Origin of the sequence: Flavobacterium sp. LHD-85 (assembly GCF_030929595.1) — a bacterium.
Classification (GTDB): domain Bacteria; phylum Bacteroidota; class Bacteroidia; order Flavobacteriales; family Flavobacteriaceae; genus Flavobacterium.
Genome location: NZ_JAVFVR010000001.1, coordinates 1,100,081 through 1,126,107 on the forward strand (window position 1 = coordinate 1,100,081; position 26,027 = coordinate 1,126,107).

The 26,027-nt window shown below is 34.1% G+C and carries 25 protein-coding genes and 1 tRNA gene; 8 read left to right on the plus strand and 18 right to left on the minus strand.

The window, feature by feature from the left end:
- Positions 1-568: 568 nt before the first annotated feature.
- The 5 genes from pyk to RB618_RS04725 all read right to left on the minus strand — a co-directional run bounded on the left by pyk (position 569) and on the right by RB618_RS04725 (position 5,102).
- Positions 569-2,002: a pyruvate kinase gene (gene pyk / locus RB618_RS04705; protein WP_308067699.1), complete on the minus strand. Its 1,434-nt coding sequence runs from the start codon at positions 2,000-2,002 to the stop codon at positions 569-571.
- Between the two features lie 5 nt (positions 2,003-2,007).
- Positions 2,008-2,496: an IPExxxVDY family protein gene (locus RB618_RS04710; protein ID WP_095930692.1), complete on the minus strand. Its 489-nt coding sequence runs from the start codon at positions 2,494-2,496 to the stop codon at positions 2,008-2,010.
- A gap of 125 nt (positions 2,497-2,621) precedes the next feature.
- The gene (gene rnc / locus RB618_RS04715; RefSeq protein ID WP_308067700.1) at positions 2,622-3,362 is read right to left on the minus strand and encodes a ribonuclease III; all 741 of its coding nucleotides are present in this window, start codon (positions 3,360-3,362) and stop codon (positions 2,622-2,624) included.
- Between the two features lie 10 nt (positions 3,363-3,372).
- Positions 3,373-4,626 (minus strand): beta-ketoacyl-ACP synthase II, encoded by a 1,254-nt coding sequence (fabF, locus tag RB618_RS04720; protein ID WP_111368511.1) that lies wholly within the window; start codon positions 4,624-4,626, stop codon positions 3,373-3,375.
- Between the two features lie 239 nt (positions 4,627-4,865).
- Positions 4,866-5,102, minus strand: coding sequence for an acyl carrier protein (locus tag RB618_RS04725; RefSeq protein WP_007137004.1), 237 nt, complete (start codon positions 5,100-5,102; stop codon positions 4,866-4,868).
- 175 nt (positions 5,103-5,277) lie between these two features.
- On the opposite strand from RB618_RS04725, the gene purN reads away from it, so the two are divergent.
- Both purN and rnhA read left to right on the plus strand, forming a co-directional pair.
- Positions 5,278-5,853 carry a phosphoribosylglycinamide formyltransferase gene (purN, locus tag RB618_RS04730; protein ID WP_308067706.1) on the plus strand — a complete coding sequence of 192 codons (576 nt, stop codon included), beginning with the start codon at positions 5,278-5,280 and terminating at the stop codon, positions 5,851-5,853.
- 68 nt (positions 5,854-5,921) lie between these two features.
- Positions 5,922-6,398 (plus strand): ribonuclease HI, encoded by a 477-nt coding sequence (rnhA, locus tag RB618_RS04735; protein WP_308067707.1) that lies wholly within the window; start codon positions 5,922-5,924, stop codon positions 6,396-6,398.
- Between the two features lie 53 nt (positions 6,399-6,451).
- Here rnhA and RB618_RS04740 read toward each other — a convergent pair whose 3' ends face one another.
- Complete coding sequence (locus RB618_RS04740; protein ID WP_308067708.1) at positions 6,452-6,799, minus strand: DUF6249 domain-containing protein; 348 nt, start codon at positions 6,797-6,799, stop codon at positions 6,452-6,454.
- A gap of 287 nt (positions 6,800-7,086) precedes the next feature.
- Here RB618_RS04740 and RB618_RS04745 point away from each other — a divergent pair, with 287 nt between their 5' ends.
- The 5 genes from RB618_RS04745 (at position 7,087) to RB618_RS04765 (ending at position 12,349) form a co-directional block, all read left to right on the plus strand.
- The gene (locus RB618_RS04745) at positions 7,087-7,674 is read left to right on the plus strand and encodes a sigma-70 family RNA polymerase sigma factor (RefSeq protein WP_308067709.1); all 588 of its coding nucleotides are present in this window, start codon (positions 7,087-7,089) and stop codon (positions 7,672-7,674) included.
- A complete protein-coding gene (locus RB618_RS04750) occupies positions 7,658-8,053 on the plus strand; it encodes a hypothetical protein (RefSeq protein ID WP_308067710.1) in 396 nt (131 codons plus the stop codon). The genes RB618_RS04745 and RB618_RS04750 overlap by 17 nt, the downstream gene beginning before the upstream one ends.
- A 1-nt stretch (position 8,054) precedes the next feature.
- Entirely contained in the window at positions 8,055-8,975 is a 921-nt protein-coding gene (locus RB618_RS04755) for a serine aminopeptidase domain-containing protein (protein ID WP_308067711.1), read from the plus strand.
- 468 nt (positions 8,976-9,443) lie between these two features.
- Positions 9,444-10,367 carry a PfkB family carbohydrate kinase gene (locus RB618_RS04760; protein ID WP_177211420.1) on the plus strand — a complete coding sequence of 308 codons (924 nt, stop codon included), beginning with the start codon at positions 9,444-9,446 and terminating at the stop codon, positions 10,365-10,367.
- Positions 10,368-10,450: 83 nt separating this feature from the next.
- On the plus strand, positions 10,451-12,349 hold the full coding sequence (locus RB618_RS04765) for an amidophosphoribosyltransferase (RefSeq protein ID WP_308067712.1): 1,899 nt from the start codon (positions 10,451-10,453) through the stop codon (positions 12,347-12,349).
- An 838-nt stretch (positions 12,350-13,187) separates the two neighbouring features.
- Here RB618_RS04765 and RB618_RS04770 read toward each other — a convergent pair.
- The 4 genes from RB618_RS04770 to RB618_RS04785 form a co-directional block, all read right to left on the minus strand.
- On the minus strand, positions 13,188-13,799 hold the full coding sequence (locus tag RB618_RS04770) for a superoxide dismutase (protein WP_091490394.1): 612 nt from the start codon (positions 13,797-13,799) through the stop codon (positions 13,188-13,190).
- A 139-nt stretch (positions 13,800-13,938) separates the two neighbouring features.
- Complete coding sequence (pth, locus tag RB618_RS04775) at positions 13,939-14,568, minus strand: aminoacyl-tRNA hydrolase (RefSeq protein ID WP_308067713.1); 630 nt, start codon at positions 14,566-14,568, stop codon at positions 13,939-13,941.
- A 590-nt stretch (positions 14,569-15,158) separates the two neighbouring features.
- The gene (locus tag RB618_RS04780) at positions 15,159-15,770 is read right to left on the minus strand and encodes a 50S ribosomal protein L25/general stress protein Ctc (RefSeq protein WP_111368498.1); all 612 of its coding nucleotides are present in this window, start codon (positions 15,768-15,770) and stop codon (positions 15,159-15,161) included.
- A gap of 120 nt (positions 15,771-15,890) precedes the next feature.
- A complete protein-coding gene (locus RB618_RS04785) occupies positions 15,891-16,832 on the minus strand; it encodes a ribose-phosphate pyrophosphokinase (protein WP_008465976.1) in 942 nt (313 codons plus the stop codon).
- A 287-nt stretch (positions 16,833-17,119) separates the two neighbouring features.
- On the opposite strand from RB618_RS04785, the gene RB618_RS04790 reads away from it, so the two are divergent.
- A tRNA-Leu gene (locus tag RB618_RS04790) sits at positions 17,120-17,199 on the plus strand.
- Positions 17,200-17,275: 76 nt separating this feature from the next.
- On the opposite strand, the gene RB618_RS04795 is transcribed toward RB618_RS04790, so the two are convergent.
- From RB618_RS04795 to RB618_RS04830, 8 genes are all read right to left on the minus strand, one after another.
- Positions 17,276-17,689 (minus strand): hypothetical protein, encoded by a 414-nt coding sequence (locus tag RB618_RS04795; RefSeq protein ID WP_308067714.1) that lies wholly within the window; start codon positions 17,687-17,689, stop codon positions 17,276-17,278.
- A gap of 94 nt (positions 17,690-17,783) precedes the next feature.
- Positions 17,784-18,251, minus strand: a complete 468-nt coding sequence (locus tag RB618_RS04800) for an OsmC family protein (RefSeq protein ID WP_308067715.1) — start codon at positions 18,249-18,251, stop codon at positions 17,784-17,786.
- 75 nt (positions 18,252-18,326) lie between these two features.
- On the minus strand, positions 18,327-19,205 hold the full coding sequence (locus RB618_RS04805; protein ID WP_308067716.1) for an alpha/beta hydrolase: 879 nt from the start codon (positions 19,203-19,205) through the stop codon (positions 18,327-18,329).
- 169 nt (positions 19,206-19,374) lie between these two features.
- Entirely contained in the window at positions 19,375-20,559 is a 1,185-nt protein-coding gene (locus tag RB618_RS04810; protein ID WP_308067717.1) for an aldose epimerase family protein, read from the minus strand.
- 106 nt (positions 20,560-20,665) lie between these two features.
- Positions 20,666-22,174, minus strand: a complete 1,509-nt coding sequence (gene araA / locus RB618_RS04815) for an L-arabinose isomerase (protein ID WP_308067718.1) — start codon at positions 22,172-22,174, stop codon at positions 20,666-20,668.
- Between the two features lie 156 nt (positions 22,175-22,330).
- Entirely contained in the window at positions 22,331-23,032 is a 702-nt protein-coding gene (locus tag RB618_RS04820) for an L-ribulose-5-phosphate 4-epimerase (RefSeq protein WP_184158607.1), read from the minus strand.
- Entirely contained in the window at positions 23,016-24,707 is a 1,692-nt protein-coding gene (locus RB618_RS04825; protein ID WP_308067719.1) for a ribulokinase, read from the minus strand. The genes RB618_RS04820 and RB618_RS04825 overlap by 17 nt, the downstream gene beginning before the upstream one ends.
- 206 nt (positions 24,708-24,913) lie before the next feature.
- A complete protein-coding gene (locus tag RB618_RS04830) occupies positions 24,914-26,026 on the minus strand; it encodes a family 43 glycosylhydrolase (RefSeq protein ID WP_308067720.1) in 1,113 nt (370 codons plus the stop codon).
- Between the last annotated feature and the right edge of the window lies 1 nt (position 26,027).

Consider the following 26,027-nt stretch of genomic DNA (forward strand, 5'->3'; position numbering starts at 1 on the left):
TGATTCTTGCTATTGTATGTGTATGAAAAATCTAAAAAACAAGTGGGAAAAATGATACGCTTTCAAAAAACACTTTCCATCGAGGTTGCATTTTTTTGATGTGTTTCAAATTCATTTTATTTTAAAATCTGAAACAAAATATTTTTAACTTTTTCTTAAGTATCTCAAATTTAACTAATAAAAGAGCGAACAATCGTGTTTATTCGGCATGAGCTTGTTTCATATTATAAAATGAAACAAGATAATTGGAGAATTTGCACCAAAATGTTTCATTTTACAAAATGAAACACATCAAAGTGTCAGAAAATTAAGTAGTTATGTTTTTGTTTGGAAAAAGGAAAAAAGACAGAAATAAAACTAAAATATCATTTTTTGAGTTGCTATTTCTTAACAAAATGGCTAAATGGAACAAAAAAATCATTTTATTTATGCAAAATTTTAACAAATTATCAGAAAATCAATTTATAAAACTTTTCTTAAAGCAAAATGAATTTTGTAAAAACATCATGAAAACAAAAAAGCCGCTTAAAAAAATTAAGCGGCTTTTTGAAACTTGTTAAAGAACGAATTATTCGATTTCAGAAACTCTCATCGTGTTAACCATTCCTTTATCTTTAATTGGCATTGCAGCAAGATTGATTAAATAATCTCCTTTTTGCGCATAACCTTTGTCAACTGCAATTTGATTTACATCTGTTACCGTATCGTCTGTACTTTCTTCATTATCATAGTAGAAAGATTTAACTCCCCATAATAAATTCAATTGTGTTAAGATTCTTCTGTTTGAAGTAAATACCAAAATATGAGCGGTTGATGGTCTCCAAGCCGAAATTTGGAAAGCCGTATAACCGCTGTTTGTTAAAGTACAGATTGCTTTAGCTTCGATTTCATTAGCCAATAAAGCTGCTTGGTGGCAAACTGTTTTAGTAACAAAACGTTTTGTTTTAATTTGTGGTGTATTTTGAGGCACTTGAATAAGCGGAGAGTTTTCTACTGCTTCGCAAATTTGCGCCATTCTTTGAATAACTTGTACTGGATAGTTTCCTGTAGCAGTTTCTCCAGATAACATTACTGCATCTGCTCCGTCCATTACTGAGTTAGCAACGTCATTTACTTCTGCTCTTGTTGGAGTTAAACTTGTAATCATTGTTTCCATCATTTGTGTAGCAACGATAACAGGAATTCTAGCTGTTTTAGCTCTTCTAATCAAATCTTTTTGCACCAACGGAACTTCGTGAGCTGGAAGCTCAACACCAAGATCTCCACGAGCAACCATTAAACCATCGCAATATGCTACAATTTTATCCATATTCTCAAGAGCTTCTGGCATTTCAATTTTAGCAACGATTGGAATTTTATATTCTGAATGCTTAGCAATTAATTCTTGCAAGTCCTGCAAATCGCGTGGAGTTTTCACGAATGAAAGCGCGATCCAGTCTACTTTTTGTTCAATTGCAAAAATCGCGTCAGCAATATCTTTTTCTGTTAAAGCTGGTAAAGAAATTTTTGTGTTTGGAAGATTAACTCCTTTTTTAGATTTTAATTCTCCACCTTGAATAACTCTAGCAACAACCTCTGTTTTTTTGTCTGTAGAAACAATTTCGAAAATTAGTTTACCATCGTCAAGCAAGATACGCTCTCCTGGGTTAACATCATTTGGGAAATTTTGATATTTCATGAACACTCTTTTTGATGTTCCGATAATATCTTCAGCAGTTGTAAAAGTGATTTCATCTCCATCATTTACAACAGTACCTTCTTCCATTACACCAACTCTAAGTTTTGGTCCTTGCAAATCTCCAAGGATTGCTGTTGTATAACCAAACTCTTCGTTTAATCCTCTAATGATATTGATTTTTTCTTTTACTCCTTCGTAATCTGCATGCGAAAAATTGATTCTAAACACATTAACACCTGCATCGATCATATCTTTAATGATCTCTCTTGTACCACAAGCGGGGCCGAGTGTAGCAACAATTTTGGTTTTCTTGTTTGTTAACATTTTTTTTAAAAAATTAGATTGTTTTTTGATTTTATTTTGTCTGTATCAACGGCATAAATAGCTGCAATACTTTCTATTGTGTTCAATTTTTGTTGAATTTCTGAAAAATTAAGCGCCTCTTCGCTATTATCAATTTTCAGGAAAAAATCGACTTTCTTAAATTCAGGAAGTAAATGAATTGTTGTCGAAACCTCACTTGTTTCATTAGAAAACAAATTCTGGAAATCATTTGTACTCACAGAAATGATTTCATTTTTATTCTGAATTAAATTCCAGGAAACAGCTTTTTCTTCATCATAATAATAGAATCTGGAAAAATTTGCTTCACCTTCCTTAGTTTGAGCATGGATCTCGTTTTTGCTCTTACTTAAGTTGATCGGAAGGATTTTATTGATAAAATAGGCCAATCTATAATCTTCTAATGAAGTATGAATTGCCATTAAATAATAATCAATTTCGTCAAATTCGTCTAAATCCAATTTATGAATAGCCATGTCTTGAAAAATCAAGTTGTAAATATACTATTTCTAAACGGAGCTTCAACAGTTATGACATGCTTGTTTTGTTAAATTATAAACGAAAACGTTGTAGCATTGTGATAGTTACAACATTTTTGCAGCTATTTCTTGTCAATTTTTTCTTGAAACGCAAAATAAGCTCTCTGAGATGCTTTCTCTTCGGCCTTCTTTTTTGAAGTTGCTCGCGCTCTTGCAACAACTTTATCGTCAATACTCAATTTAACACCAAATAAACGCTGGCCGTCTATACCGTTATCTTCAAAAATGTCATAATGAAAAACTCTTTTTTCTTTCTGGCACCACTCGATAACAAGACTTTTATAGCTTATAACTTTTCCTTCTAGTCGCGCGATATCTACATAAGGCGTAACTACTCTTTTTTGGATAAATTTTTCACAAAAAGTATAGCCTTTGTCTAAATAGATAGCCCCTATAAGGGATTCAAAAATATTGCCATGAATGTTTTCTCCAAAGTGCTGAATCGGCACTTTACTTTCTACAAACTGCACTAAATTTAAATCCTTACCTAATTCGTTCAAATGTTCTCGGCTCACAATTTTGGAACGCATCTTGGTCAAATAACCTTCGTCGCCATTTGGAGCTTTATTAAATAAATGTGCCGCAATAACAGCACTTAACATTGCATCTCCTAAGAATTCTAAGCGTTCATAATTTATAGGATGCCCATTCTGATCTAATTTATTAGAAGAACGATGTGTAAAAGCTCTTCGATAAAAATCAACATTTGTAGGCGGAAAACCAAGAATTTTCTGAATAGTGTCAAAAAAAATCCCGTCTTCTAGAGAACGGGATTTAGAAAATATTTTTTTGATAATATTCATATACAGAAAATTAATCAGCTAGTTTTTTAAACAATACGCAAGCATTGTGTCCACCAAAACCAAATGTATTACTCATAGCAACATTTACTTCTCTTTTTTGAGGTTTGTTTAGAGTAAGGTTTAAAGATGGGTCAATGTTTTCGTCAACAACTGTATGGTTAATCGTTGGAGGAACAATTCCGTGTTGCATTGCCAAGATAGAAGCAATTGCTTCAATAGCTCCAGCTGCACCAAGCAAGTGTCCTGTCATTGATTTTGTAGAGTTGATGTTGATGTTTTTAGCGTGATCTCCAAAAACTTTGCTAATTGCTTTTAATTCAGCAACGTCTCCTAATGGAGTAGAAGTTCCGTGAGTATTGATATGATCAACCTGATCAGGTGTCATTCCAGCATCTCTCAATGTGTTTTCCATTACAGCGATAACTCCAATTCCTTCCGGATGTGGTGCAGTTAAGTGGTAAGCATCAGACGACATACCGCCACCGCCAATTTCGCAATAGATTTTTGCACCTCTTGCTTTAGCATGTTCATAATCTTCAAGAACTAAAGCTCCTGCTCCTTCTCCTAAAACGAAACCATCTCTGGTTGCATCAAAAGGTCTTGAAGCTGTTTCTGGACTTTCATTTCTTGTAGATAAAGCGTGCATTGAGCTAAATCCTCCCATACCTGCAATTGTAACAGCAGCTTCAGAACCACCAGAAACAATAACATCGCACATTCCTAAACGGATGTAGTTGAAAGCATCGATTAACGCATTTGCAGAAGACGCACAAGCAGAAACCGTAGTATAATTTGGCCCCATATACCCGTTACGCATAGAGATATGCGCAGGAGCAATATCGGCAATCATTTTAGGAATAAAGAAAGGATTGAACTTTGGAGTTCCATCACCTTTTGCATAATACAATACTTCATCTTGGAAAGTCTCTAAACCTCCAATTCCTGCTCCCCAGATAACACCAACTCTTTGCTTGTTTACGTTATCATTTGTGATTCCAGCATCTTTAATAGCTTCGTCGCTGGCAGCAATTGCGTATTGTGCAAATTTATCTAATCTACGAGATTCCTTGCGATCCATGTAATCTTCAATATTGAAGTTTTTTACTTCGCAGGCAAATTTCGTTTTGTGTTTCTCGGTATCATAATATGTGATTGGAGCGGCTCCGCTAACTCCATTCACAAGTGCATTCCAATATTCTTGGATATTATTCCCAATAGGAGTAAGTGCACCTAATCCTGTTACAACAACTCGCCTTAATGCCATAAATATGTATTTTGTACTTTAAACAAATAAAACCCACGCTTTCTTAACTTATTGTTACTTAAGAGCCATGGGAATTACAATATAAATATATCTTTTTGATTGAAAATCAATCGAAATTTAAAATTTAAAAAAAATAATAACACCCGATTTTTAGAAAATCCAATTTTTCAAAAAACAAATCCCAATTTTGGAATTTGAACATTCAAATTTGGAATTTTTAAAATTCGGGTGTGGTATTATTATTTTTTTGCTTCTTCGATATAAGAAATAGCTTGACCAACAGTAGCAATGTTTTCTGCTTGATCGTCTGGAATTTGAATATCAAATTCTTTTTCGAATTCCATAATAAGCTCAACAGTGTCTAATGAGTCAGCTCCTAAATCATTAGTGAAGCTTGCTTCTGTTACAACTTCGTTTTCGTCAACACCTAATTTGTCTACGATAATCGCTTTTACTCTTGATGCAATGTCTGACATAATCTTTAATTTTAGAATTTAATTTGTTGGCAAAAATAAAAAACTTTATTTTAAAACAACTATTTAGTTTATAAATGTGACACTAATTTATAAAATTAATTTCAAGAAAGGTCTTTTAAAGCTATTTATTTTCGATTTTTATTCCGTTTTTTGCACTCTTAAAACACACAGCTTTATGAAAAAAATTATTGTTTTTGCCTCAGGATCAGGAACTAACACGGAGAACATTATAAAATATTTTTCAAACACCGAAATTGCGAGGGTCGTTTCGGTCTTTACAAATAATGCTTCGGCAAAAGTGATTGAAAGAGCAAAAAATCATCAAATTCCAGTCGAAATCTTCTCAAAAAACGAACTTTTGGAAAGAAACGTACTACAAAAAGTGCAAGAAATCGACCCAGATTTGATAATCTTGGCTGGATTTTTACTCAAATTCCCCGAAAACATAATCGAACAATATCCAAATAAGATAATCAATATCCATCCTGCACTTTTACCTAATTACGGAGGCAAAGGAATGTACGGAATGCACATACACAGAGCAATCGTAAATAATAAAGAAAAAGAAACTGGAATATCTATTCATTATGTTAACGAAAACTATGATGAAGGTGCTATCATCTTTCAAGCAAATGTTGCCTTAACAGAGGAAGACACTCCTGAAACGGTTGCTGAAAAGATCCATGAGCTGGAACAAAAACATTTCCCGGAGATTATTCATAGAATTCTTGACGAAAATTCTAAAATTTAAATTCCAAATTCCAATTTTAGACAAAGCATTAAATCTGCAATCTAAAATCTACAATCTAAAATAAATAAATGAATCACGAAGTACATATATATACAGATGGCGCGGCAAAAGGAAATCCTGGAAATGGTGGTTACGGCGTGGTAATGGAACTGGTGGGCACTCCGCATAAAAAAGAATTCTATGAAGGCTTTCGCTTGACGACAAATAACAGAATGGAACTTTTAGCTGTAATTGTTGGTTTGGAAAAACTAAAAAAAGAAAACATGAAAGTTCTCGTTATTTCAGATTCTAAATACGTCGTGGATTCTGTAGAAAAAAAATGGGTTTTTGGCTGGGAGAAAAAAGGCTACAAGGATAAAAAAAATCCAGATTTATGGAAACGTTTTCTAATTGTTTACCGCAAACACCAAGTCAATTTTAAATGGATTAAAGGCCACAACAATCATCCGCAAAATGAGCGTTGCGATCAATTGGCTGTTATGGCGTCCATGCAGCCGAAACTTTCGGTTGATGTTTATTACGAAACCATCGGATCTAAAGAATAAAAAAAATGCATCAATTGTTTGATGCATTTTTTTTTAACTTAAACTTTTACTAATTATTCTTTATCTAAATCTTTTGCCGTTTTAAATCCTATCAAAAGTCCAATTCCGGCCATGATGAAAATGATTGAAGGATAAACTGCTCCGTCGTTTAAAGATGTGTAAGTTGTAATTAGTAGCGCAAGAAAAATTCCAACACCGCTTCCTATTAATAAGAATGCCAGGTTTACTACAAAGATTTTCCAAGCTGGAACTCCATTTCCCTTTCCTTGTAAAAAGATACTTGCATCAACACCTTTTTCGATAAGAGCTAAACGTTCTCTGTTTCTTGTTGAATAAATAAGATAAACAATCCCGAAGATCATCAAAAAAAGACTTAGCGGTACTAAAACTTGTGGTCCCATAATTTTATGTTTTTATAATTGATTGATACTCCATATGACGACACCTTTTAAATTGAGGTTACAACTTTTAGTGAAAATTTTCAAAATAAATTCCAATTTTTAAATTCCAAATTCCAAAACTCACTGACAATCAATTAATTTTGATTCTAAAAAAGTTTGTAAAAGTTTGAAACTTTGACAAAGTTCAACTCTATACTCTATTATAAATTAAATATTGAAATTTAAAAATTGGAATTTATTTTCACTTTTCTTGTAACCTAAAACCACAAACTGTCGTCCTATATTATATGAGCACAATACAAGATCAACATTATATCGATAAAGTTTTGCGGGGAGATACTAATGCATTTGGTGTTCTCGTAGATCGTTATAAGGATATGATCTTTACTTTGGCTATAAAAATGGTTAAAAACCGTGAAGAAGCAGAAGAAGTTGCTCAAGACACCTTTATAAAAATTTATAATTCGTTGACAAAATTTAAAGGAGAATCTAAATTTTCGACTTGGATTTATAAAATTGCCTACAATACTTGTCTAGACCGTTTGAAAAAAAGCAAAAAAGAAGACCTGAATATTTCTATTGATGATTTTTCTTCTCATTTAATCAAAACAATGGACAATGCTTTGAGCGCTTTAGAAGAAAAAGAACGAAAGCAAACCATTCAAAAATGTTTAAATTTATTACCAAGTGACGAAAACTTCCTTTTGACCTTATTTTATTTTGATGATCAAAATTTAGAAGAAATTGGAAAAATCATGAATATATCGGCCAACAATGCCAAAGTAAAGTTATTTAGGAGCCGACAAAAATTAGCCGTAATTTTGAGACAGCAGTTAGAACCAGAAATAATAGAATGTTATGAAAGAGAGCGATAAAAATATAGAACAACTTATTGAGAAAATGATGGCCGAAGACAAACTGCAGTCACCATCAATAGATTTTACTTCTAAAATAATGGCTGAAATCCATGTATTAGAAGATAAAAAACTCAAAACATATAAACCTTTAATTTCTAAACCAATCTGGATTTTGATCGGATTAGTTTTAGTTACTTTAGTAATTTATATTTCTCTATTTACTGCATCACAAAATAATTTGGAAATAAGTAAGCAGTACACCGATCAAATAGCAACTCTATTTTCAGGAATTCATTTTTCTAAAAATATCTTGTATGCCATTTTAATTGTTCCGATTATGATTCTAGTTCAGGTTGGAATTTTGAAGAATTATTTTGACAAGAAATATGAATTGTAGAATGAAAAACAAATCAGCAATTTTGAAACACAAACTAAGAGTAAAAAAAACATACAGATATTCTATCTTAATATTATTGCTGGTTATAACTAATTATGTTTCCGCATTTCCGCCAAAATTTTCTACTAAGGAAATAAAATTTATTAGCGAAGGAATTTCACTCGCAGCAACTATTTTTACGCCTAAGAACATACAAGCTGCCGTTGTGATTGTTCATGGATCTGGACAAGAAAAAAGAATGACGGACTTTGCTACAACTCTTGCCAACAATGGAATTGCAGTTTTAACGTATGATAAACGTGGAGTCGGAGAATCAGGCGGCGTGTATGCAGGACCTGAAGTAGGAACAAACAATGTTGATTTTGCCAATCTAACCCTTTTGTCTTTAGATGCAAGTGCTGCTGTAGATGCTTTATCTAAAAATTTATCAAATGAAAAAACATCAATCGGTTTAATAGGCGGAAGTCAAGCTGGATGGATAATTCCATTAGCAGCCGAGAAAAATAAGAAGGTTAAATTTATGACCATATTTAGCGGAGCTCTTATAACGGTTAAAGAACAATTGAGATTCCAATTTTACACGAATGGAGATCAAAAATTCTGGGACACACACTCTGAAGAAGAAGCAAGAAAACATGTATTCAATGATCCAGATAAATATGAGTTTATCGATACAAATCCTAATGATGTTCTTTCTAAATTGTCAATTTCAGGATTTTGGATTTTTGGAGGTAAAGATATTCAAGTTCCTGTGAATCTATCTATCGAATATCTTGACGAATTAAAATCTAAAGGGAAACCTTATGAATATAAATTATTTTCAAACTTGGGACACAATACTGCATTTTCAAAATCTGAAGAGCCTATGAACGATGCAATCAATTGGATTAAAAATATAAATAAGGCAAATAATCACAAGTAAAAAAAGATAGGCAATAGCTTTCTAAAAAATTCTTTTGATAAGAAATATGAATTGTAATGAAAAAGACAAACATAAAAAATGAACACAATTTCTATAAAGAAAATTTTAAAGTTTGGATAAAAGTAGCTGAAAAGTCTCCAAAAATGTCATTAGAAATTTTTAACAAAAAATGGGAAGAAAAAAAACTGAAAATTGAAACCAATATACGTTAGGTATTCCCAAGAATTATTTCCCAAACTTAAATAAGAAAAATAACTTGTAAAATATTCGCAATTATTTTCGAAAAACTTGCAGATTAATTCTGAAAAATCTATTTTAAGCTTCATTAAAAACAGTTTTTAACCAATTCATTTACAGTATTTTCACTCCGAAATCGTTGTCATTTTTTTAAGAAAATTTTGAGAACCTAAACCGTTGCAAGATTGTAACTTATGAAGTATCTTTGCACCCTAATTCGAAATTCATAAAATGAATAAACTATTGATTGTTGGAACAGTTGCTTTCGACGCGATTGAAACTCCTTTCGGAAAAACAGATAAAATATTAGGTGGTGCTGCAACCTACATCGGATTATCAGCGTCATTTTTTAACTTGCAATCGGCCATTGTTTCTGTAGTTGGCGACGATTTCCCTCAAGAACATTTAGATCTTTTAACTTCAAAAAATATTGATATCTCTGGTATCGAAATTGTAAAAGGCGGAAAGACTTTTTTCTGGAGCGGTTTATACCACAACGATTTAAATTCTAGAGACACTCTTGTAACAGAGTTGAACGTTTTAGCTGATTTTCAGCCAAAAGTTCCTCAAAACTACAAAGATGCTGATGTTGTGATGTTAGGAAACTTACATCCATTAGTACAAAGCAGTGTTCTGGATCAAATGGAGAAAAAACCAAAATTAGTAGTTTTAGACACTATGAACTTTTGGATGGACTGCGCTCTTCCAGAATTATTAGACGTTATTAAACGTGTAGATGTTATTACAATCAATGACGAAGAAGCGAGACAGCTTTCTGGAGAATATTCATTAGTAAAAGCAGCTTCTAAAATCCAAGATATGGGACCAAAATATGTGGTGATCAAAAAAGGAGAACACGGAGCACTTTTATTCCACAACAGAGAAGTTTTCTTTGCACCAGCTTTACCATTAGAAGATGTTTTTGATCCAACTGGAGCGGGAGACACTTTCGCAGGTGGTTTCTCTGGATTTATTGCGCAAAGCGAAAACATTTCGTTTAACAACATGAAGAATGCAATTATTTACGGTTCAAATTTAGCTTCGTTCTGCGTAGAGAAATTTGGAACTGAAAGGATGGAATCATTAAGCAAAGCCGAAGTAGCGATTCGATTACAGCAATTTAAGTCGTTAACTCAGTTTGACATAGAAATATAATGCCTAAGAGCCTCGATAAAACGGGGCTTTTTTTATTACGTTAATACACACAACTTACAACAACACACAAATAACAAAAAACAATGAGCGACGCTTTAAAACACGAATGTGGTATAGCCTTAGTTAGACTACTAAAACCGCTTGAATATTATAAAGAAAAATACGGAACTGCGTTCTACGGAATCCAGAAGATGTATTTAATGATGGAAAAACAGCACAACCGCGGACAAGACGGTGCTGGTTTTGCAAGCATTAAATTTGATGTTGAACCTGGACAGCGCTATATCAGCAGAGTTCGTTCCAATCATTCACAGCCTATCCAAGATGTTTTCAAACAAATCAATGAGCGCGTTAGCGAAGAACTAAAAGCGCATCCTGAATTGGGAGATAACATGAAAGATTTAAAAGCAAATATTCCTTATGTTGGAGAATTGTTTTTAGGTCACGTTCGTTACGGAACTTTTGGAAAAAACAGCATCGAAAGTGTTCACCCATTTTTGCGTCAAAGCAACTGGATGCACCGTAACTTGATTTTAGCAGGAAACTTTAACATGACGAATGTTAAAGAACTTTTCGAAAATCTGGTTGAATTAGGTCAGCATCCAAAAGAAATGGCAGATACTGTTACGGTAATGGAAAAAATTGGTCACTTCTTAGACAAAGAAGTAATGCAATTGTACCAAGACTGCAAAGCTGAAGGTTATTCAAAAAGAGAAGCTTCTCCAGTAATTGCAGAGCGTTTGGATATTGCTAAAATCTTAGCTCGTTCGGCTAAAAACTTAGATGGCGGTTACGCTATGGCAGGTTTATTAGGTCATGGTGATGCATTTGTTTTTAGAGATCCGGCAGGAATTCGTCCAGCTTACTTTTATCAAGATGATGAAGTAGTGGTTGTAGCTTCTGAAAGACCGGTTATTCAAACTGTATTTAATGTTCCTTTTGAAAGTGTTCAAGAAATCGACCCAGGTCACGCTTTGATCATCAAGAAAAACGGAAATGTTTCTATGAATCAGATCTTGGAGCCAACCGTTAAAAAAGCTTGTTCGTTCGAAAGAATCTATTTCTCAAGAGGAAGTGACGCCGAAATTTATCAAGAACGTAAAGATTTAGGAAAATTAATTTTACCTGCTGTTCTTAAAGCGATTGACAGTGATACAGACAATACTGTTTTCTCATATATTCCTAATACTGCTGAAACTTCATTTTATGGTTTGGTAGAAGCTGCTCAGGATTTCTTAAATCAGAGAAAAAACAATTATATTCTAGAAAACAGAAATACATTAACAGCCGAAACACTTCAGGAACTTTTAGCTGTTAAGATTCGTACAGAGAAAGTTGCCATTAAAGATGCCAAACTTAGAACTTTTATTACCGAAGACAGCAGCCGTGACGATTTAGTAGCTCACGTTTACGATGTTACTTATGGTGTAATTAAACCAGAAGACAACTTAGTTATTATTGACGACAGTATTGTTCGTGGTACTACATTGAAAATGAGTATCATTAAAATGATGGATCGTTTGAAACCAAAACGCATTGTAATCGTTTCATCTGCTCCACAAATTCGTTACCCAGATTGTTACGGAATCGATATGGCAAAACTAGAAGGCTTAGTTGCTTTTAGAGCTGCACTTGCTTTATTAAAAGAAAGAAACTTGTACCATATTGTAGACGAAGTTTATGCAAAATGTAAAGCTCAAGAGAATTTTGCAGACAAAGATGTTGTCAATTATGTTACAGCAATATACGATCAATTTACAGATGAGGAGATTTCGGACAAAATTGCAGAAATGTTAAGTTCTCCAGAAATCAATGCCGAAGTAAAAATCATCTTCCAAAAAGTAGACGATTTACATAAAGCATGTCCTAAAAATTTAGGTGATTGGTACTTCACAGGAGATTACCCAACTCCAGGTGGAAATAGAGTTGTAAATCGTGCCTTCATGAATTTTTATGAAGGAAAAGACGCTAGAGCTTATTAATAAAATACTAACAAAAGGTTAAATTGTGCATTTCATCGGTTTTTTTTGCCGTTCATCCTATTTCTTTGGTGAAATTGAAAAGCTATGATACTTTTGGAATACCATAACATTAGTAGGTTAAGTTTATGGTAGATTTGGGGCAAAAAGGGTGGAAGCAATTCCACCTTTTTTATTGGAATTAACTCAAACAATTTATAAACAGCCGATTATATATCTCTTAATCGGATTTACTTACCATTCATCTAAAATTTTTTCATCACAATAATAACTGCCATACATTTACTATACCATAACATTAGTAGGTTAGTTTATGGTAGATTTGGGGCAAAAAAGGCGGAGTAACATCCGCCTTTTTTATTTAAATACATAAAACACTGAAAAACAGTTAATTATGTGGTTTTTATCGGATATAATTGCCTTTCATCTAAAAAATTTTCGTTATTAAAATACCCGCCATACATTTACTGAACCATAACATTAGTAGGTTAGTTTATGGTAGATTTGGGGCAAAAAAGGCGGAGTAATATCCGCCTTTTTTATTGAAATATATTTACAATTCTCAAAAAACAAGCATTATACGCCTTTAATCGGATATAGTTGCTTTTTATCTGATAAGTTTCTATGAAAAAAATATCTGCCATACCTTTACTAGACCATAACATTAGTAGGTTAAGTTTATGGTAGATTTGGGGCAAAAAAGGTGGAAGTTCTTCCACCTTTTTTATTTTCTTTTTTTTAAGAGGGAAGAAAATAGAACAAAGAGGAAAGACAAAAAAACAAATAAAAAAAGGCGAACACATAGTGTTCGCCTTTTATCTTTATTCTTTACTCTATTCTCTTATTTGTCTAAAGCAAATCTTCTAGCAACTTCTGTCCAGTTAATTACACTGAAGAAAGCTTCAATATAATCTGGTCTTCTGTTTTGGTAGTTTAAGTAATAAGCGTGCTCCCAAACGTCCATTCCTAAGATTGGAGTTCCACCATGACCAGCAACTTCTGGCATTAATGGATTATCTTGATTTGGTGTACCTACAACTTCTAATTTTCCTCCTTTTTGAACTGTTAACCAAGCCCATCCAGAACCGAATTGTGTAGCTCCAGCTTTAGCAAATTTTGCTTTAAATTCTTCGAATGATCCAAAAGAAGCTTCAATAGCAGCTAACAAATCACCTGTTGGCAATCCTCCTCCGTTTGGAGACATTACAGTCCAGAATAAATTGTGGTTGTAGAAACCTCCACCATTGTTACGAACTGCAGCGTTAGATTTATCTAAGTTAATCAAGATGTTCTCGATTGTTTTTCCTTCTAAATCTGTTCCAGCGATAGCTGCGTTAAGATTTGTAGTATAAGCGTTGTGGTGCTTTGTATGATGGATTTCCATTGTACGTGCATCGATATGTGGTTCTAATGCATCGTATGCATAAGGTAATTGCGGTAATTCAAAAGCCATGGTATTATGATTTTTATGGTTTATAATAATTTATCCCAAATTTAGACATTTAACTTTGGAATTGAAAATACTATTTCGTTATAATTGAATTAAATTCATCGATAATTTACATTTTTACAACATAAACATCTGAAAATCTTTATTTTCCATTAAACGTCGTCATTGTATTTTCTAAACCTGCTGTCCCAAAAGCTCTAATAATTTCTGCTGAAGTCTCTAAGCGCTCCGGAAGTTTTGCATCTTCCTCAGGAGTCCATTCTCCTAAAACATAATCTACCTGCTGTCCTTTTTTGAATTGATCGCTGATACCAAATCTGAAACGGGTATAGTTTTGTGTATTTAAAACTAAATTAATATTTTTTAAACCATTGTGACCGCCATCGCTTCCTTTTGGTTTGATTCTAATAGTACCGAATGACAGATTTAAATCGTCTGTAATGACTAAAATATTCTCTAGAGGAATATTCTCCTTATCCATCCAATATTTTACCGCTTTACCGCTTAAATTCATATAAGTGTTTGGCTTTAAAAGAAAAAAGGTTCTCCCTTTAAATTTATACTCAGCCAAAGAACCGAGTTTTACGGTTTCAAATGAAAGCCCTTCTTTTCTGGCTAAAAAATCCAGGACTTTAAATCCGATATTGTGTCTCGTGTTTACGTATTCTGCTCCTATATTTCCTAAACCTACTATTAAATATTTCTTCATATTATCTTCTATGTTCTCTTCTTTTGGTGTTGATGAAAACAGTTTTGTTATCCATTTTATCATGATTGCAAAAGTAAGATTAATTAGAGAATGTGACAATTTGTTAATTAGATAATTTGAGAATGCGACGATTAGATAATTGTCTGTTGGTCGTGATTTAACCGCAAAGATCGCAAGGGTTTTGCGCTAAGAACGCTAAGAAATAGCTTTTACTGAGATTTGCAAAGAACATAAAGACTTCGACTTCGCTCAGCCTGACAACTATGAAAAAACTCAGTATCTCAGAATCTTAGCAACTTAAGATCTTATAAAAAAGATATTTTCCTGCTAGCCCTGACAGAAGCGGCATCCTTTTTATCCGCTTTTTAGCGGATGAAAAGATATAGCGGATGGCAGGAACGTCACGTCTTATGAAAACGAAAAGTTGCTGCTTCTAAAAAATAATTAGAAAATTTGAGAATGTGACAATTAGAGAATTTCTTAAAAAGGCTTCGACCCTGCTCAGCCAGACAAATATTATGCATGTCAGATTGAACAAAGTCGAAGCCCTCTTGTAACAAAAAACCTTAGCATCTCAGCATCTTAGAAACTTAGAAGCTAAAAAAAAAGCCCCAATCGTAAGATTGAGGCTTTTTGTATTGAGTTGAAAAAAATTATTTTTTCTTTCCTTTTGCAGGAGCTTTTGCAGCTTTTGCAGCCTCTTGAGCAGCTTTCATAGCAGCACGAGAGATTCTCACTTGACAAACAACAGTGTTGTCTGGGTGCATAATTTTGTACTCTGGTTTTCCAACTTTAGTAACGTATAATTTGTTACCCATTTCAAGTGGAGTGATGTCAGCTTCAACGAAATCAGGAAGATTTGCTGGTAAAGCTTTAACTTTCAATTTACGTTGGTTCAAACGTAAAACACCTCCCGCAAGAACACCTTTAGATGTACCAACGATTTTCACAGGAACTTCCATTGTGATTTCTTTATCATCAAATAATTGGAAGAAGTCAATGTGTAAAATTTTGTCAGATACTGGGTGAACTTGGATATCTTGCAAAATTGCATTGAATGATTTTCCTTTTCCAAGTTCGATCACAACAGTGTGAGCGTTTGGAGTGTAAACCAAGTTTTTGAATGCAGTAACGTCTGCTGAGAAGTGTACTGCCTGGTTTCCTCCGTATAAAACGCAAGGTACCTGTCCAGCATTACGTAAGGCTTTAGTTGACACTTTGCCCACGCTTTCTCTTTCTGATCCTTTAATTGTAATCGATTTCATTGTAAAAAAATATAGTTATTAAATAAATATTCTATTTTGCTGTAAGCTTTAAGCAATATACTTTAGGCTTTTTATGCAAAGTATATAAGCTTACGGCCTAAAGCCTAAAGCTTACTGCTTTTACATAATAAATTTTCCACTGATGGAATTATTGTGGTGAACCATTTGCATTACTTCAGCAAATAAAGGCGCGCAGCTTACCACTTTTATTTTCTTTGATTCTCTCTTTAACGGAATAGAATCTGTTACGATTAATTCTGTTAGTTTCGAGTTTTCAATTTTCTCGTATGCTCCGCCTGATAAAATAGCGTGCGTACAAATTGCTCTTACACTTAGCGCTCCTTTTTCGATCATTAGGTCTGCCGCTTTCGCTAGAGTTCCCCCTGTATCGATCATGTCGTCTACTAAGATTACGTTACGCCCTTTTACTTCACCAATTAGTTCCATAGTGTCAATAACGTTGGCTGCTTTTCTTTGTTTGTAACAGATTACTACATCTGATTCTAGAAACTTAGAGTAAGCATATGCTCTTTTTGAACCTCCCATATCTGGAGATGCAATTGTCAGATTTTCTAAATTTAAACTTTCTACGTATGGTAAAAAGATTGTAGATGCAAATAAATGATCTACTGGTTTTTCAAAGAATCCTTGAATCTGGTCTGCATGCAAATCCATAGTCATGATTCTAGTTGCTCCTGCAGCTGTTAGCAGATTCGCTACTAACTTAGCTCCAATCGGAACTCTTGGTTTGTCTTTTCTATCTTGTCTTGCCCAACCAAAATAAGGCATAACAGCTGTAATATGTCTTGCTGATGCACGTTTTGCCGCATCAATCATTAACAACAATTCCATCAGATTATCTGCACTTGGAAAAGTTGAACATACGATAAATACTCGCAAACCTCTTATTGATTCTTCGTAAGACGGTTGAAATTCTCCGTCACTATACGTTGACATCGTTACTTTTCCTAACGGAATCCCGTAATCTTTTGCAATTTTTTCTGCAAGATAAACACTTTGTGAACAAGCAAAAATTTTAGCTTCTGGTTCTAGGTGCGACATTGTAATTTGTTGTTTTATTCCGTTACTTTTAAAAAATTCAACTTTATATTTCAATAAAGTAGAAAGCGTATAAATGTCTCGGATGTAGTTAGTTGTGTGTGCTTCGTTTTAACGAGCTGCAAATTTATAAAATTTATTGAACACTGAAAGCAAAAATTTAAGTATTTTTAGTAGTTCGTTTAAAATTATTTTTTACATTTGCACCGTGTTAAAGGAATGACGCCATTTATGACTTCATTCTATTGCGTTAAAATAATTGATTTATCATTTATTTTTTCGTCTGCTACGCCCGGATGGCGGAATTGGTAGACGCGCTGGTCTCAAACACCTGTGGGAAACCGTGCCGGTTCGACTCCGGCTCCGGGTACAAAAACCTCTTCTTAACGGAAGAGGTTTTTTTTATGTTTTTCCTTAACACATAAAAGGTTTTATCTAAAACCTTTTTATTTTTTTCTGATTCTTTGAATCAAAATTAAATTGATTTCGTTACCACACATCCAATTAATTTGATACACGTCATTAGTTCTCCAAACCATATTGATTACGGACCATTCAATACTCATTGAATTACTTAAATTTTGAAAATCATGCAAATTTTCTACTGTTTTATCAATAAGAGATTCATCTACTTCTGGCTCCATTATATTCAAATTATAATGAAACAAAACACTTTTTAATTCATCGTAACTTTGCTTATAACCTACAGGTGTTTGTTTGGTAACAAATGTTTCAATCCCTTTATTTAAAAACCACTCCCCTTGAATCAAAGATTTTTTTTTAAGTTCTTTATTATATGAACTCAATTGAGCATTTATCAAATTACAAAAACACAGAAATATAAAAACCGTTCTTTTCATTATCCTATTTAGATTAAAAGACGAATATAGATCATTAAAAGTTACTCTTATTATGGTTTTCCATAATCTAACTTTTTAACAAAACAGCCTCTATTTAAACCTCACAACTCGCCTCATGCAAAACAGGAAAATTGCAAGAATTAGCAATAAAACACAATTGATTTGCTTTATGATGCAAGTCTAAAGCCAATTCTATTTGGTCTGAATTTGAAATTTTTACTTTCGGATATAATCTTGCTTCAACAAAACGCCCGCTTCCATCTGGATTTACTTCTAATGTTGCTTCCGCGTTGTCTGAATATTCTAAAACTTCTATTCCGTTTTGGGAACAGATATATAAATACGACATCATATGGCAGGAAACCAAACTGCTTAACAATAAATCTTCGGGATTGTATAATTCTGGATCACCTTTGAAAACTTTTGCTGCTGAAACATCTAAAACTGGTTTTCCTTCAATTTTAATTTGATGGCTTTTACTATAAAATCTTTTGGAAGAATCTGCTGGGTTTTGTTTGGAAGTCCAATTTACTTCTGCTTTGAAGAGGTGTTTGAAAGTCATTTTTTGTTTTTTTAGCCACGAATTACATAAAGTTGAAATTCATGGCTAAAATAATACAATTCTAATGATCTAATTTTATTTACCCCATTTAGTAAAATCTGAATCTGGTCTTTTAAAAGGTTCTGATAAAAACTTATTTGCTATTGCATTAAATACTTCCGGACTTGAAGCTGGCGCAAAATGAGTTTCTCCAGGCATAATGCATAACTGTGCTTTAGGTATATTTTCGAAAATTTCAACCGTATGCTCATTTCGGATTACATCTCTATCTCCAGCTATTACAAGCACTTTTGCTTTAATTTTTGATAAATCTTTTGCTGGAATATTAGGTTGATATGCCAAAAGTCCAGTAAGTTGTTTCAGCAGATTCCAATTCTCACTAGTGTCTTTCTCTTTAATTTTTGAAATAATCAATTTCCTAAAATTCTGAACATATTTTGCCGCCCACGAATAAATAGCTGTAGAATCAGGTCGTAAATTGGCTCCCATTGCTACAATTTTTTTTATTTTTGACTTCCCCGAAATCCCCATTTGCAATCCAACAATCCCTCCATCACTCCATCCAATAATACTTATCGAATCCAGTTTTAAGTGATTAACTAATGCTTCTGTATCTTTTGTCATTTGGACAAATGTTAAAGAATCTGTTTTCAACTCTGATTTGCCTTGTCCTCTACTATCAAGAGCAATAACTCTGTATTTACTTTTAAAATAAGCAATCTGATTTCCCATTGTTTCAATACTTCCACTATTTCCGTGAATCAATAACAACGGTTCTCCTTTTCCATATTCTTCATAATAGATTTTAGCTCCATTGAGTTCGACAAACTTTCCGACAGCGGTATTGTTACCATAAGGCGTGTCAAATTTAGAATTCATCTGAACCTGAGCGTTTGCTATTACACATACAGAATAGGTCAATACAAGCATTAGTAATTTAATCGGTTTCTTCATAAGTAAGTTTTTTTAGGATAGTTATTTCTCAAATGTAAGAAAGATTCGAATAAATCAACAAAATACTTGTTGAAAGTATTCACTCTCATATTTACAAACAAAAAAACCTCGAAAGCACAAACTTTCGAGGTTTTTAGAAAATTACTAAATTAATAAACAGATTCTAAAACTATTTTTTTACTGAGAATTTAAAAGTCGTTTTCGTTTTATAATTTTCTCCCGGGTTTAAAACTGTCGTTGGGAAATTTTTCTGGTTTGGAGAATCTGGATAATGTTCTGTTTCTAAGCATAATCCTGTTCTATGTGCAAAAGTTCCTCCGTTTGGCATTGGTAACGTTCCGTCAAGGAAATTTCCAGAATAGAACTGAATTCCAGGTTCGTCTGTTGTCATTTCCATAACTCTTCCGCTTGCTGCGTGGTATACTTTTGCAATAATTGTTTTTCCTTTTTCAGGATTGTTCAACACCCAGCAGTGGTCGTAACCTTTTCCTTTTTCTAATTGATCATTTTTAGCATTGATGTCTTTTCCAATTAATTTTGGCGTTCTGAAATCGAAAGGAGTTCCAGCAACATCTTCTAATTTTCCTGTCGGAATTAAATCCGCATCAACTGGAACTAATTTATCAGCATTTAAAGTCAATTCGTGATCTAAGATTGTTTTGGTAAAATCTCCTGATAAATTGAAATAAGAATGCTGGGTTAAGTTAACAACCGTTTTTTTGTCTGTTGTTGCTTCATACAAAACTTCTAACTGATTGTCATTTGTCAATGTATAAGTAACAAAAACTTTTAAAGTTCCAGGATAACCTTCTTCCATATCTTTACTTACATAAGATAATTTTAAAGAAGCTGTATCGCCAGATTTAACCTCATCAGCTTTCCAAACCACATTAAAAAATCCTTGCGGACCTCCGTGTAAAGCATTTGGTGCGTTGTTAATCGCTAATTGATACTCTTTTCCGTCTAATGAAAATTTACCTTTTGCAATTCGGTTTCCGTATCTTCCGATCAAAGCTCCGAAAAACGGATTTTCTTTTTCATATTGAGCTAAAGAACTAAATCCGATTACTACATTTTCTGAAACCCCTTCTTTATTTGGCACTTTCAAATCTGTAATTCTACCGCCAAAAGTGATGATGTCCACTTCCATCCCATTTTGGTTTTTCAGTTTATAGCTTTCGACTTTTTCGCCTTTTGCTGTTGCTCCATATTCCGATTTTTCAATCGTTACTAAATTTTTTCCTTCAGTAGCCACTTTTTCTGTATCTGCTTTTTTATCACTTTTACATTGAACTAAAACTATTGCAGTTCCAAGCAAGCTTAATATAAAAAGAGATCGTTTTAATACATTCATAAATGATATTTTTTAAGTTAGTAAAGTCTTAAAGTCAAAAGTCATAAAGTCTTTTCTTCAAAGTAACTAAAACTTTCGGACTTTATAACTTTTGACTTTTGACTAATTAAAGTCCGTGTTGAAACAAATGAAAGTATGCTTCGTTGGCGTTGATTTTATCTTTAAACTCTCTTACAGTCGTTTTTTCGTCAATTACCAATAATTCGATTCCTGCGATGTCTGCAAAATCTTCCATATATTCTGTTGTAATAGATTGGCTGTAAACCGTATGGTGCGCTCCTCCGGCTAAAATCCAAGCTGTTGCTGCAACTTCTAAATTTGGCTTACAATCCCATAAAACTCTGGCAACAGGAAGTTTTGGCAATTCTGCCATTGGTTTAACTGCTTCTACTTCGTTCACGATTAAACGGAAACGAGTTCCCATATCAACCAAAGAAACATTGATTGCGTCTCCTGCAGGCGAATTAAACACCAAACGAGCTGGATCTTCTTTTCCTCCAATTCCTAATGGATGCACTTCGCAAGAAGGTTTTCCATCAGCAATAGATGGACAGATTTCCAACATGTGAGAACCTAAAACGTATGATTTTTGTGGTGTGAAATGGTATGTATAATCTTCCATGAAAGAAGTTCCGCCTTCAAGCCCAACACACATTACTTTTAAAGCTCTAACCATCGCGGCTGTTTTCCAGTCTCCTTCTCCACCAAAACCATAACCGTCGGCCATTAATCTTTGTGTTGCGATTCCTGGCAATTGTTTCCAAACGCCAAGGTTTTCGAATGTATCTGTAAAAGCGCCGAATCCACCTTCTTCAAGGAAAGCTCTTAATCCTAATTCGATTTTTGCTGCTTCAACCAATGAACTTCTTTGTGCGCCGCCTTCTTTTAAAGAATCCGTTAAATTGTATGATTGCTCGTAAACAGCTAATAAATCAGCTAATTGTTTGTCTGTTACTTTTTCGATATGTTTGGTAACGTCTGAAGAATCGTATCCGTTTACAGACATTCCAAAACGAATTTGAGCTTCAACTTTATCACCTTCTGTTACGGCAACCTCGCGCATATTGTCTCCAATACGAGCTACTTTCAGGTTTTGAAGTTCGTCCCATCCAAGAACAACTCTTGACCAGATTCCTAATTGTTTTTGAACTCTTTGATCTTCCCAATGTCCAACAACCACTTTACGTTTTTTGCGTAATCTAGACATGATGAAACCAAATTCACGATCTCCGTGAGCCGATTGGTTTAAGTTCATGAAATCCATATCGATGCTTCCCCACGGAATTTCAGCATTGTATTGCGTGTGTAAATGGCATAATGGCTTTTTAAGAATATTTAAGCCGCCGATCCACATTTTTGCTGGAGAAAAAGTATGCATCCAAGCAATAATTCCAATACAGTTTTTAGCAGAGTTTGCTGCCAAACACACATCTAAAATCTGCGAAGGAGATTTTACCACATCTTTGTAAACCACTTTTACTGGAATTGATGATGAAGCATCTAATCCTTTTGCAATAATCTGTGAATGTTCTGCTACTTTTCTAAGCGTTTCTTCACCATATAATTCCTGGCTTCCTACTACAAACCATACTTCTTTTTGAGATATATCAATCATGTCTTTTGTTTATTTTGTTTCAAGTTTCAGGTTTCAAGTTGTTGGAATCTGAAAACTCGATTTGTTATATTATTGTTTTTGTTTTGTTTGTTTCACGTTCCAAGTTTCACGTTCCAACAACTTGAAACTTGAAACAAAAAAAACCTGAAACAAAAACTACTGTCCGTAATACGAATCTTTTCCGTGTTTACGGTTGTAATGTTTCTTTATTAATGAATCTTTTAATCTTGGTGCGTTTGGGTTTATTTGTAAAGTCAAATACGCCATTTCTGCCACAACTTCTAAGACTTTACTGTTGTAAACCGCTTTTGCAGCATTTTTTCCCCAAGCAAACGGACCGTGATTTCCAATTAAAATCATTTCTACTTCTTCGTAAGAAAGATTTTTTTCTTTGAAGCAATCTAGAATCTGAATTCCGGTATTGTGCTCGTAGTTTCCTTCAATCAAATGATCTGCCATCGGGGGCGCACACGGAATGTCTGCTGTTAAATGATCGGCATGTGTAGTTCCGAAAATCGGAATATCCTGCTGAGATTGCGCCCAAGCCACAGAATAAGTTGCATGCGTATGAGCCACTCCGCCAATATTTGGCCAATGTTTGTATAAATAAGCATGCGTTTTGGTATCTGAAGACGGACGCAGATTTCCTTCAATAACATTATTATCAAAATCGACAATTACGATATCTTCAGGTTTTAAATCTTCGTAAGGAACACCGCTTGGTTTAATGGCAAAAACACCATTTTTTCTATCCACAGCGCTTACATTTCCGAAAGTGTACACTACCAAATTCAATGCATTTAACTGCATGTTGGCTTCGTAACATTCTTGTTTTAAATCTTTATAAAGAGAACTCATTTTGAGAAATTTTAATAGTTGGATCTGCAAAAGCACTTAATTGTTCGTAAGCAATAAGCAGTTTGTTATAAGCGGCAACTTTATCTAATTGAGGGAAATATTCTCCGTCAAAATCACTTCCGATTTTTTGACTTGCTTCGATTACATTTGGATAAATTCCTGCTGCAACGGCTGCGTAAATTGCTGCACCTAAAGCAGGAGTTTGGTCTGAAGCTGCAATTTTAATTGGCTTGTTTAAAACGTTAGCCAAAGTCTGCATAATAAAAGGCGATTTACGAGCAACACCGCCAATTCCGATTACGCTGTCGATTTTTACTCCTTCTTCTTCAAAACGATCTACAATTTTTTTCGCTCCAAAACAGATTGCGTTTACTAAAGCTTTGAAAATATGTGGCGCTTTTGTTCCTAAAGAAAGATTCGAAATAGCACTTTTTACTTCCTGATTCGCATCTGGAGTTCTACGTCCGTTGATCCAGTCTAAAGCAATTGGAAGACTTTCTGAAACTGGAATTTTCTCCGCCTCTTTCGTCAATTCTACAATTAATTTATCGCTGAATTCTTCTCTCAACTGTTCTTTTTGAGTTTCATTTAAAAGAGATGAAGAGCCTAATAAATGTTCTGTCGGCCACATTAATAATTCTTTGTACCAAGCCAATAAATCGCCAAAAGCAGATTGTCCTGCCTCTAAACCAATAAATCCTGGAATAACAGATCCATCAACTTGTCCGCAAATTCCGCGAACCGTTTTTGTTCCTACTTCATCATAAGAACCAACAAGGATATCACAAGTTGAAGTTCCCATAACGCGGACTAAAGTGTTTTCTTCGATTTTAGCGCCAACTGCTCCAGAGTGCGCGTCGAAAGTTCCGACAGCTACAACTGTTTCTGTAGAAAGTCCTAAACGGTCTGCCCATTCTTGGCTTAATTTTCCAGCAACTAAATCTGAAGTATAGGTTTCATCATATAAATTGCCACGTAAAGTCGCTAAATATGGATGTAGTTTTTCTAAGAATTCAACTGGCGGTAATCCGTTCCAGTCTGCGTGCCACATGGCTTTGTGACCTGCGGCGCAACGGCTTCTTTTGAAGGTTTTTAAATCTTTATCTTCAATTAACAAATAGGTCATTAAATCGCAATGCTCCATCCAAGTGTGTGCTGCATTTCTAACCGCTTCGTCTTGTCTTGCAATATGAAGAATTTTTGCCCAAAACCATTCCGAAGAATAGATTCCTCCAACGTATTTTGTTACATCTTCTCCGCCCCAGCTTACTGCTAGTTCATTTATTTCATTTGCTTCGTTTATTGAAGTATGATCTTTCCACAATACCATCATGGCATTTGGGTTTTCTTCAAAACCTTTTGTCAATGCCAATGGCGTTCCGTCTTTTGTAACTGGAACTGGAGAAGATCCTGTTGTATCGATACAAATTCCGCGAACCAATGCTGGATCCACTTTACTTTCTTTTACAACATTTTGAATTGTAGTTTCCAATCCTTCGATATGATCCAAAGGATGCTGACGAAATTGGTTTATAGAGGCGTCACAATATTGTTTGTTTTTCCATCTTTTGTAATGAGAAACATTCGATGCCAGCTCCTGTCCATTCTCAGTATCAATTAGCACCGCGCGAACAGAATCTGTTCCGTAGTCCAATCCTATTACATAATTTTTCATTCGTATTTTATTTTTAAAATATTGACAAATATAATTATAAATAATTTATAAGTGTGTAAAAAACACTTAACAAAGTTCTGTTCTTTAATTTTTACAAAAAATGCATCAAAACAAGGATTTCTAATCAAAACAAAAAATAAATGTCAATGTTACATTTATAATGTTGCGATTATTTCATCTTAATCTTCAATTGCTATTTGGTCTTTTTAGTTAAATTGAAATATTGGTCTACCGTTTTCATCAAATTTTAATTTCATCATTCTCGCATGACGATTAGGATCGTATAACGGATCTGCAATAATTTCTTTCAACGGTCTTTTATCTGTCGCCGGCACCACTTTTGGATCGCCAACAGCTTTTTCGTAATCCCTTGCATGATAAATTACTAATGGCTCTCCGTTTTCATCTACTGTGAATGAGTTATGCCCTGGTCCATAAATCTTTTTTGCTTCATTGGTTTTTAATACTGGATATCTGGATTTTTTCCAAGAATTTCTATCTAGTAAATCAGCATTTTCATCTGCTTCCATCATTCCCATACTGTAACAAGAACCTGTAGCACTTGCCGAAAAAGTAATGTAAATTTTCCCTTTGTTTTTAATAACTGCGGGGCCTTCATTTACCCAAAAACCTATGCGTTCCCAATCATAATCTGGAGTCGTTAGCATAAATTGGACTGTTTTTAATTTTACCGGCGATTCCATTTCGGCTAAATACAAATTGGAAGCAGCGAACTGCCCGCCTGTTTTTTCTGCCCAACAGAAATAGCGTTTATTTTTATGTTCAAATACAGTCCCATCCAGAGAAAAGTCGGTAAAGCTTTTTGGATCTGCATCAGCTGCCTGCATTTGCCCAAGTTCAATCCACTTGTCATGTAAAGGATCCTGGCCTGTACATTCCAAAACATAAGGTCTTAATTTCCAAATATCATCTTCTTGACTTGCTGCAAAATACACGTACCATTTTCCATCCAAATAATGAATTTCAGGAGCCCACACATGACGGCTCATTGGTCCGCTTTTATGTTTTTCCCATACTCTAAAGGTTTCAGCATTTTGAAGTTCATCAATAGATTTTGCACGTCTTAACTCTATGGCATCGTAGGTTGGTACCGATCCTGTAAAATAGTAATACCCATCTGTATGCTTGTAGATAAAAGGATCTGCTCTTTGCAACACAATAGGTTTGTTAGTTAAGGTTGTTGTAGCAGTCACTTCTTTTTTAGGCAACTCTTTTTCTGCTTTTTTATCTGTACAAGAAGAAACACTTACAAAAACAACGGCTGAAAGTGCCCAATTTCTTAATAGGTTTGTTTGCATG

What these genes read in the sequence shown, in the direction of transcription:
- RB618_RS04765 (WP_308067712.1), top strand. Translation starts at nt 10,451, where the DNA reads ATGAGCGACGCTTTAAAACACGAATGTGGTATAGCCTTAGTTAGACTA.
- RB618_RS04825 (WP_308067719.1), bottom strand. Translation starts at nt 24,707, where the DNA reads ATGAAAAATTATGTAATAGGATTGGACTACGGAACAGATTCTGTTCGC.
- pyk (WP_308067699.1), bottom strand. Translation starts at nt 2,002, where the DNA reads ATGTTAACAAACAAGAAAACCAAAATTGTTGCTACACTCGGCCCCGCT.
- RB618_RS04785 (WP_008465976.1), bottom strand. Translation starts at nt 16,832, where the DNA reads ATGTCGCACCTAGAACCAGAAGCTAAAATTTTTGCTTGTTCACAAAGT.
- RB618_RS04780 (WP_111368498.1), bottom strand. Translation starts at nt 15,770, where the DNA reads ATGAAATCGATTACAATTAAAGGATCAGAAAGAGAAAGCGTGGGCAAA.
- RB618_RS04820 (WP_184158607.1), bottom strand. Translation starts at nt 23,032, where the DNA reads ATGAGTTCTCTTTATAAAGATTTAAAACAAGAATGTTACGAAGCCAAC.
- purN (WP_308067706.1), top strand. Translation starts at nt 5,278, where the DNA reads ATGAAAAAAATTATTGTTTTTGCCTCAGGATCAGGAACTAACACGGAG.
- RB618_RS04740 (WP_308067708.1), bottom strand. Translation starts at nt 6,799, where the DNA reads ATGGGACCACAAGTTTTAGTACCGCTAAGTCTTTTTTTGATGATCTTC.
- RB618_RS04810 (WP_308067717.1), bottom strand. Translation starts at nt 20,559, where the DNA reads ATGAATGTATTAAAACGATCTCTTTTTATATTAAGCTTGCTTGGAACT.
- fabF (WP_111368511.1), bottom strand. Translation starts at nt 4,626, where the DNA reads ATGGCATTAAGGCGAGTTGTTGTAACAGGATTAGGTGCACTTACTCCT.
- rnc (WP_308067700.1), bottom strand. Translation starts at nt 3,362, where the DNA reads ATGAATATTATCAAAAAAATATTTTCTAAATCCCGTTCTCTAGAAGAC.
- araA (WP_308067718.1), bottom strand. Translation starts at nt 22,174, where the DNA reads ATGATTGATATATCTCAAAAAGAAGTATGGTTTGTAGTAGGAAGCCAG.
- RB618_RS04725 (WP_007137004.1), bottom strand. Translation starts at nt 5,102, where the DNA reads ATGTCAGACATTGCATCAAGAGTAAAAGCGATTATCGTAGACAAATTA.
- RB618_RS04770 (WP_091490394.1), bottom strand. Translation starts at nt 13,799, where the DNA reads ATGGCTTTTGAATTACCGCAATTACCTTATGCATACGATGCATTAGAA.
- RB618_RS04710 (WP_095930692.1), bottom strand. Translation starts at nt 2,496, where the DNA reads ATGGCTATTCATAAATTGGATTTAGACGAATTTGACGAAATTGATTAT.
- RB618_RS04805 (WP_308067716.1), bottom strand. Translation starts at nt 19,205, where the DNA reads ATGAAGAAACCGATTAAATTACTAATGCTTGTATTGACCTATTCTGTA.
- RB618_RS04830 (WP_308067720.1), bottom strand. Translation starts at nt 26,026, where the DNA reads ATGCAAACAAACCTATTAAGAAATTGGGCACTTTCAGCCGTTGTTTTT.
- RB618_RS04760 (WP_177211420.1), top strand. Translation starts at nt 9,444, where the DNA reads ATGAATAAACTATTGATTGTTGGAACAGTTGCTTTCGACGCGATTGAA.
- RB618_RS04800 (WP_308067715.1), bottom strand. Translation starts at nt 18,251, where the DNA reads ATGACTTTCAAACACCTCTTCAAAGCAGAAGTAAATTGGACTTCCAAA.
- pth (WP_308067713.1), bottom strand. Translation starts at nt 14,568, where the DNA reads ATGATAAAATGGATAACAAAACTGTTTTCATCAACACCAAAAGAAGAG.
- RB618_RS04750 (WP_308067710.1), top strand. Translation starts at nt 7,658, where the DNA reads ATGAAAGAGAGCGATAAAAATATAGAACAACTTATTGAGAAAATGATG.
- RB618_RS04755 (WP_308067711.1), top strand. Translation starts at nt 8,055, where the DNA reads ATGAAAAACAAATCAGCAATTTTGAAACACAAACTAAGAGTAAAAAAA.
- RB618_RS04745 (WP_308067709.1), top strand. Translation starts at nt 7,087, where the DNA reads ATGAGCACAATACAAGATCAACATTATATCGATAAAGTTTTGCGGGGA.
- rnhA (WP_308067707.1), top strand. Translation starts at nt 5,922, where the DNA reads ATGAATCACGAAGTACATATATATACAGATGGCGCGGCAAAAGGAAAT.
- RB618_RS04795 (WP_308067714.1), bottom strand. Translation starts at nt 17,689, where the DNA reads ATGAAAAGAACGGTTTTTATATTTCTGTGTTTTTGTAATTTGATAAAT.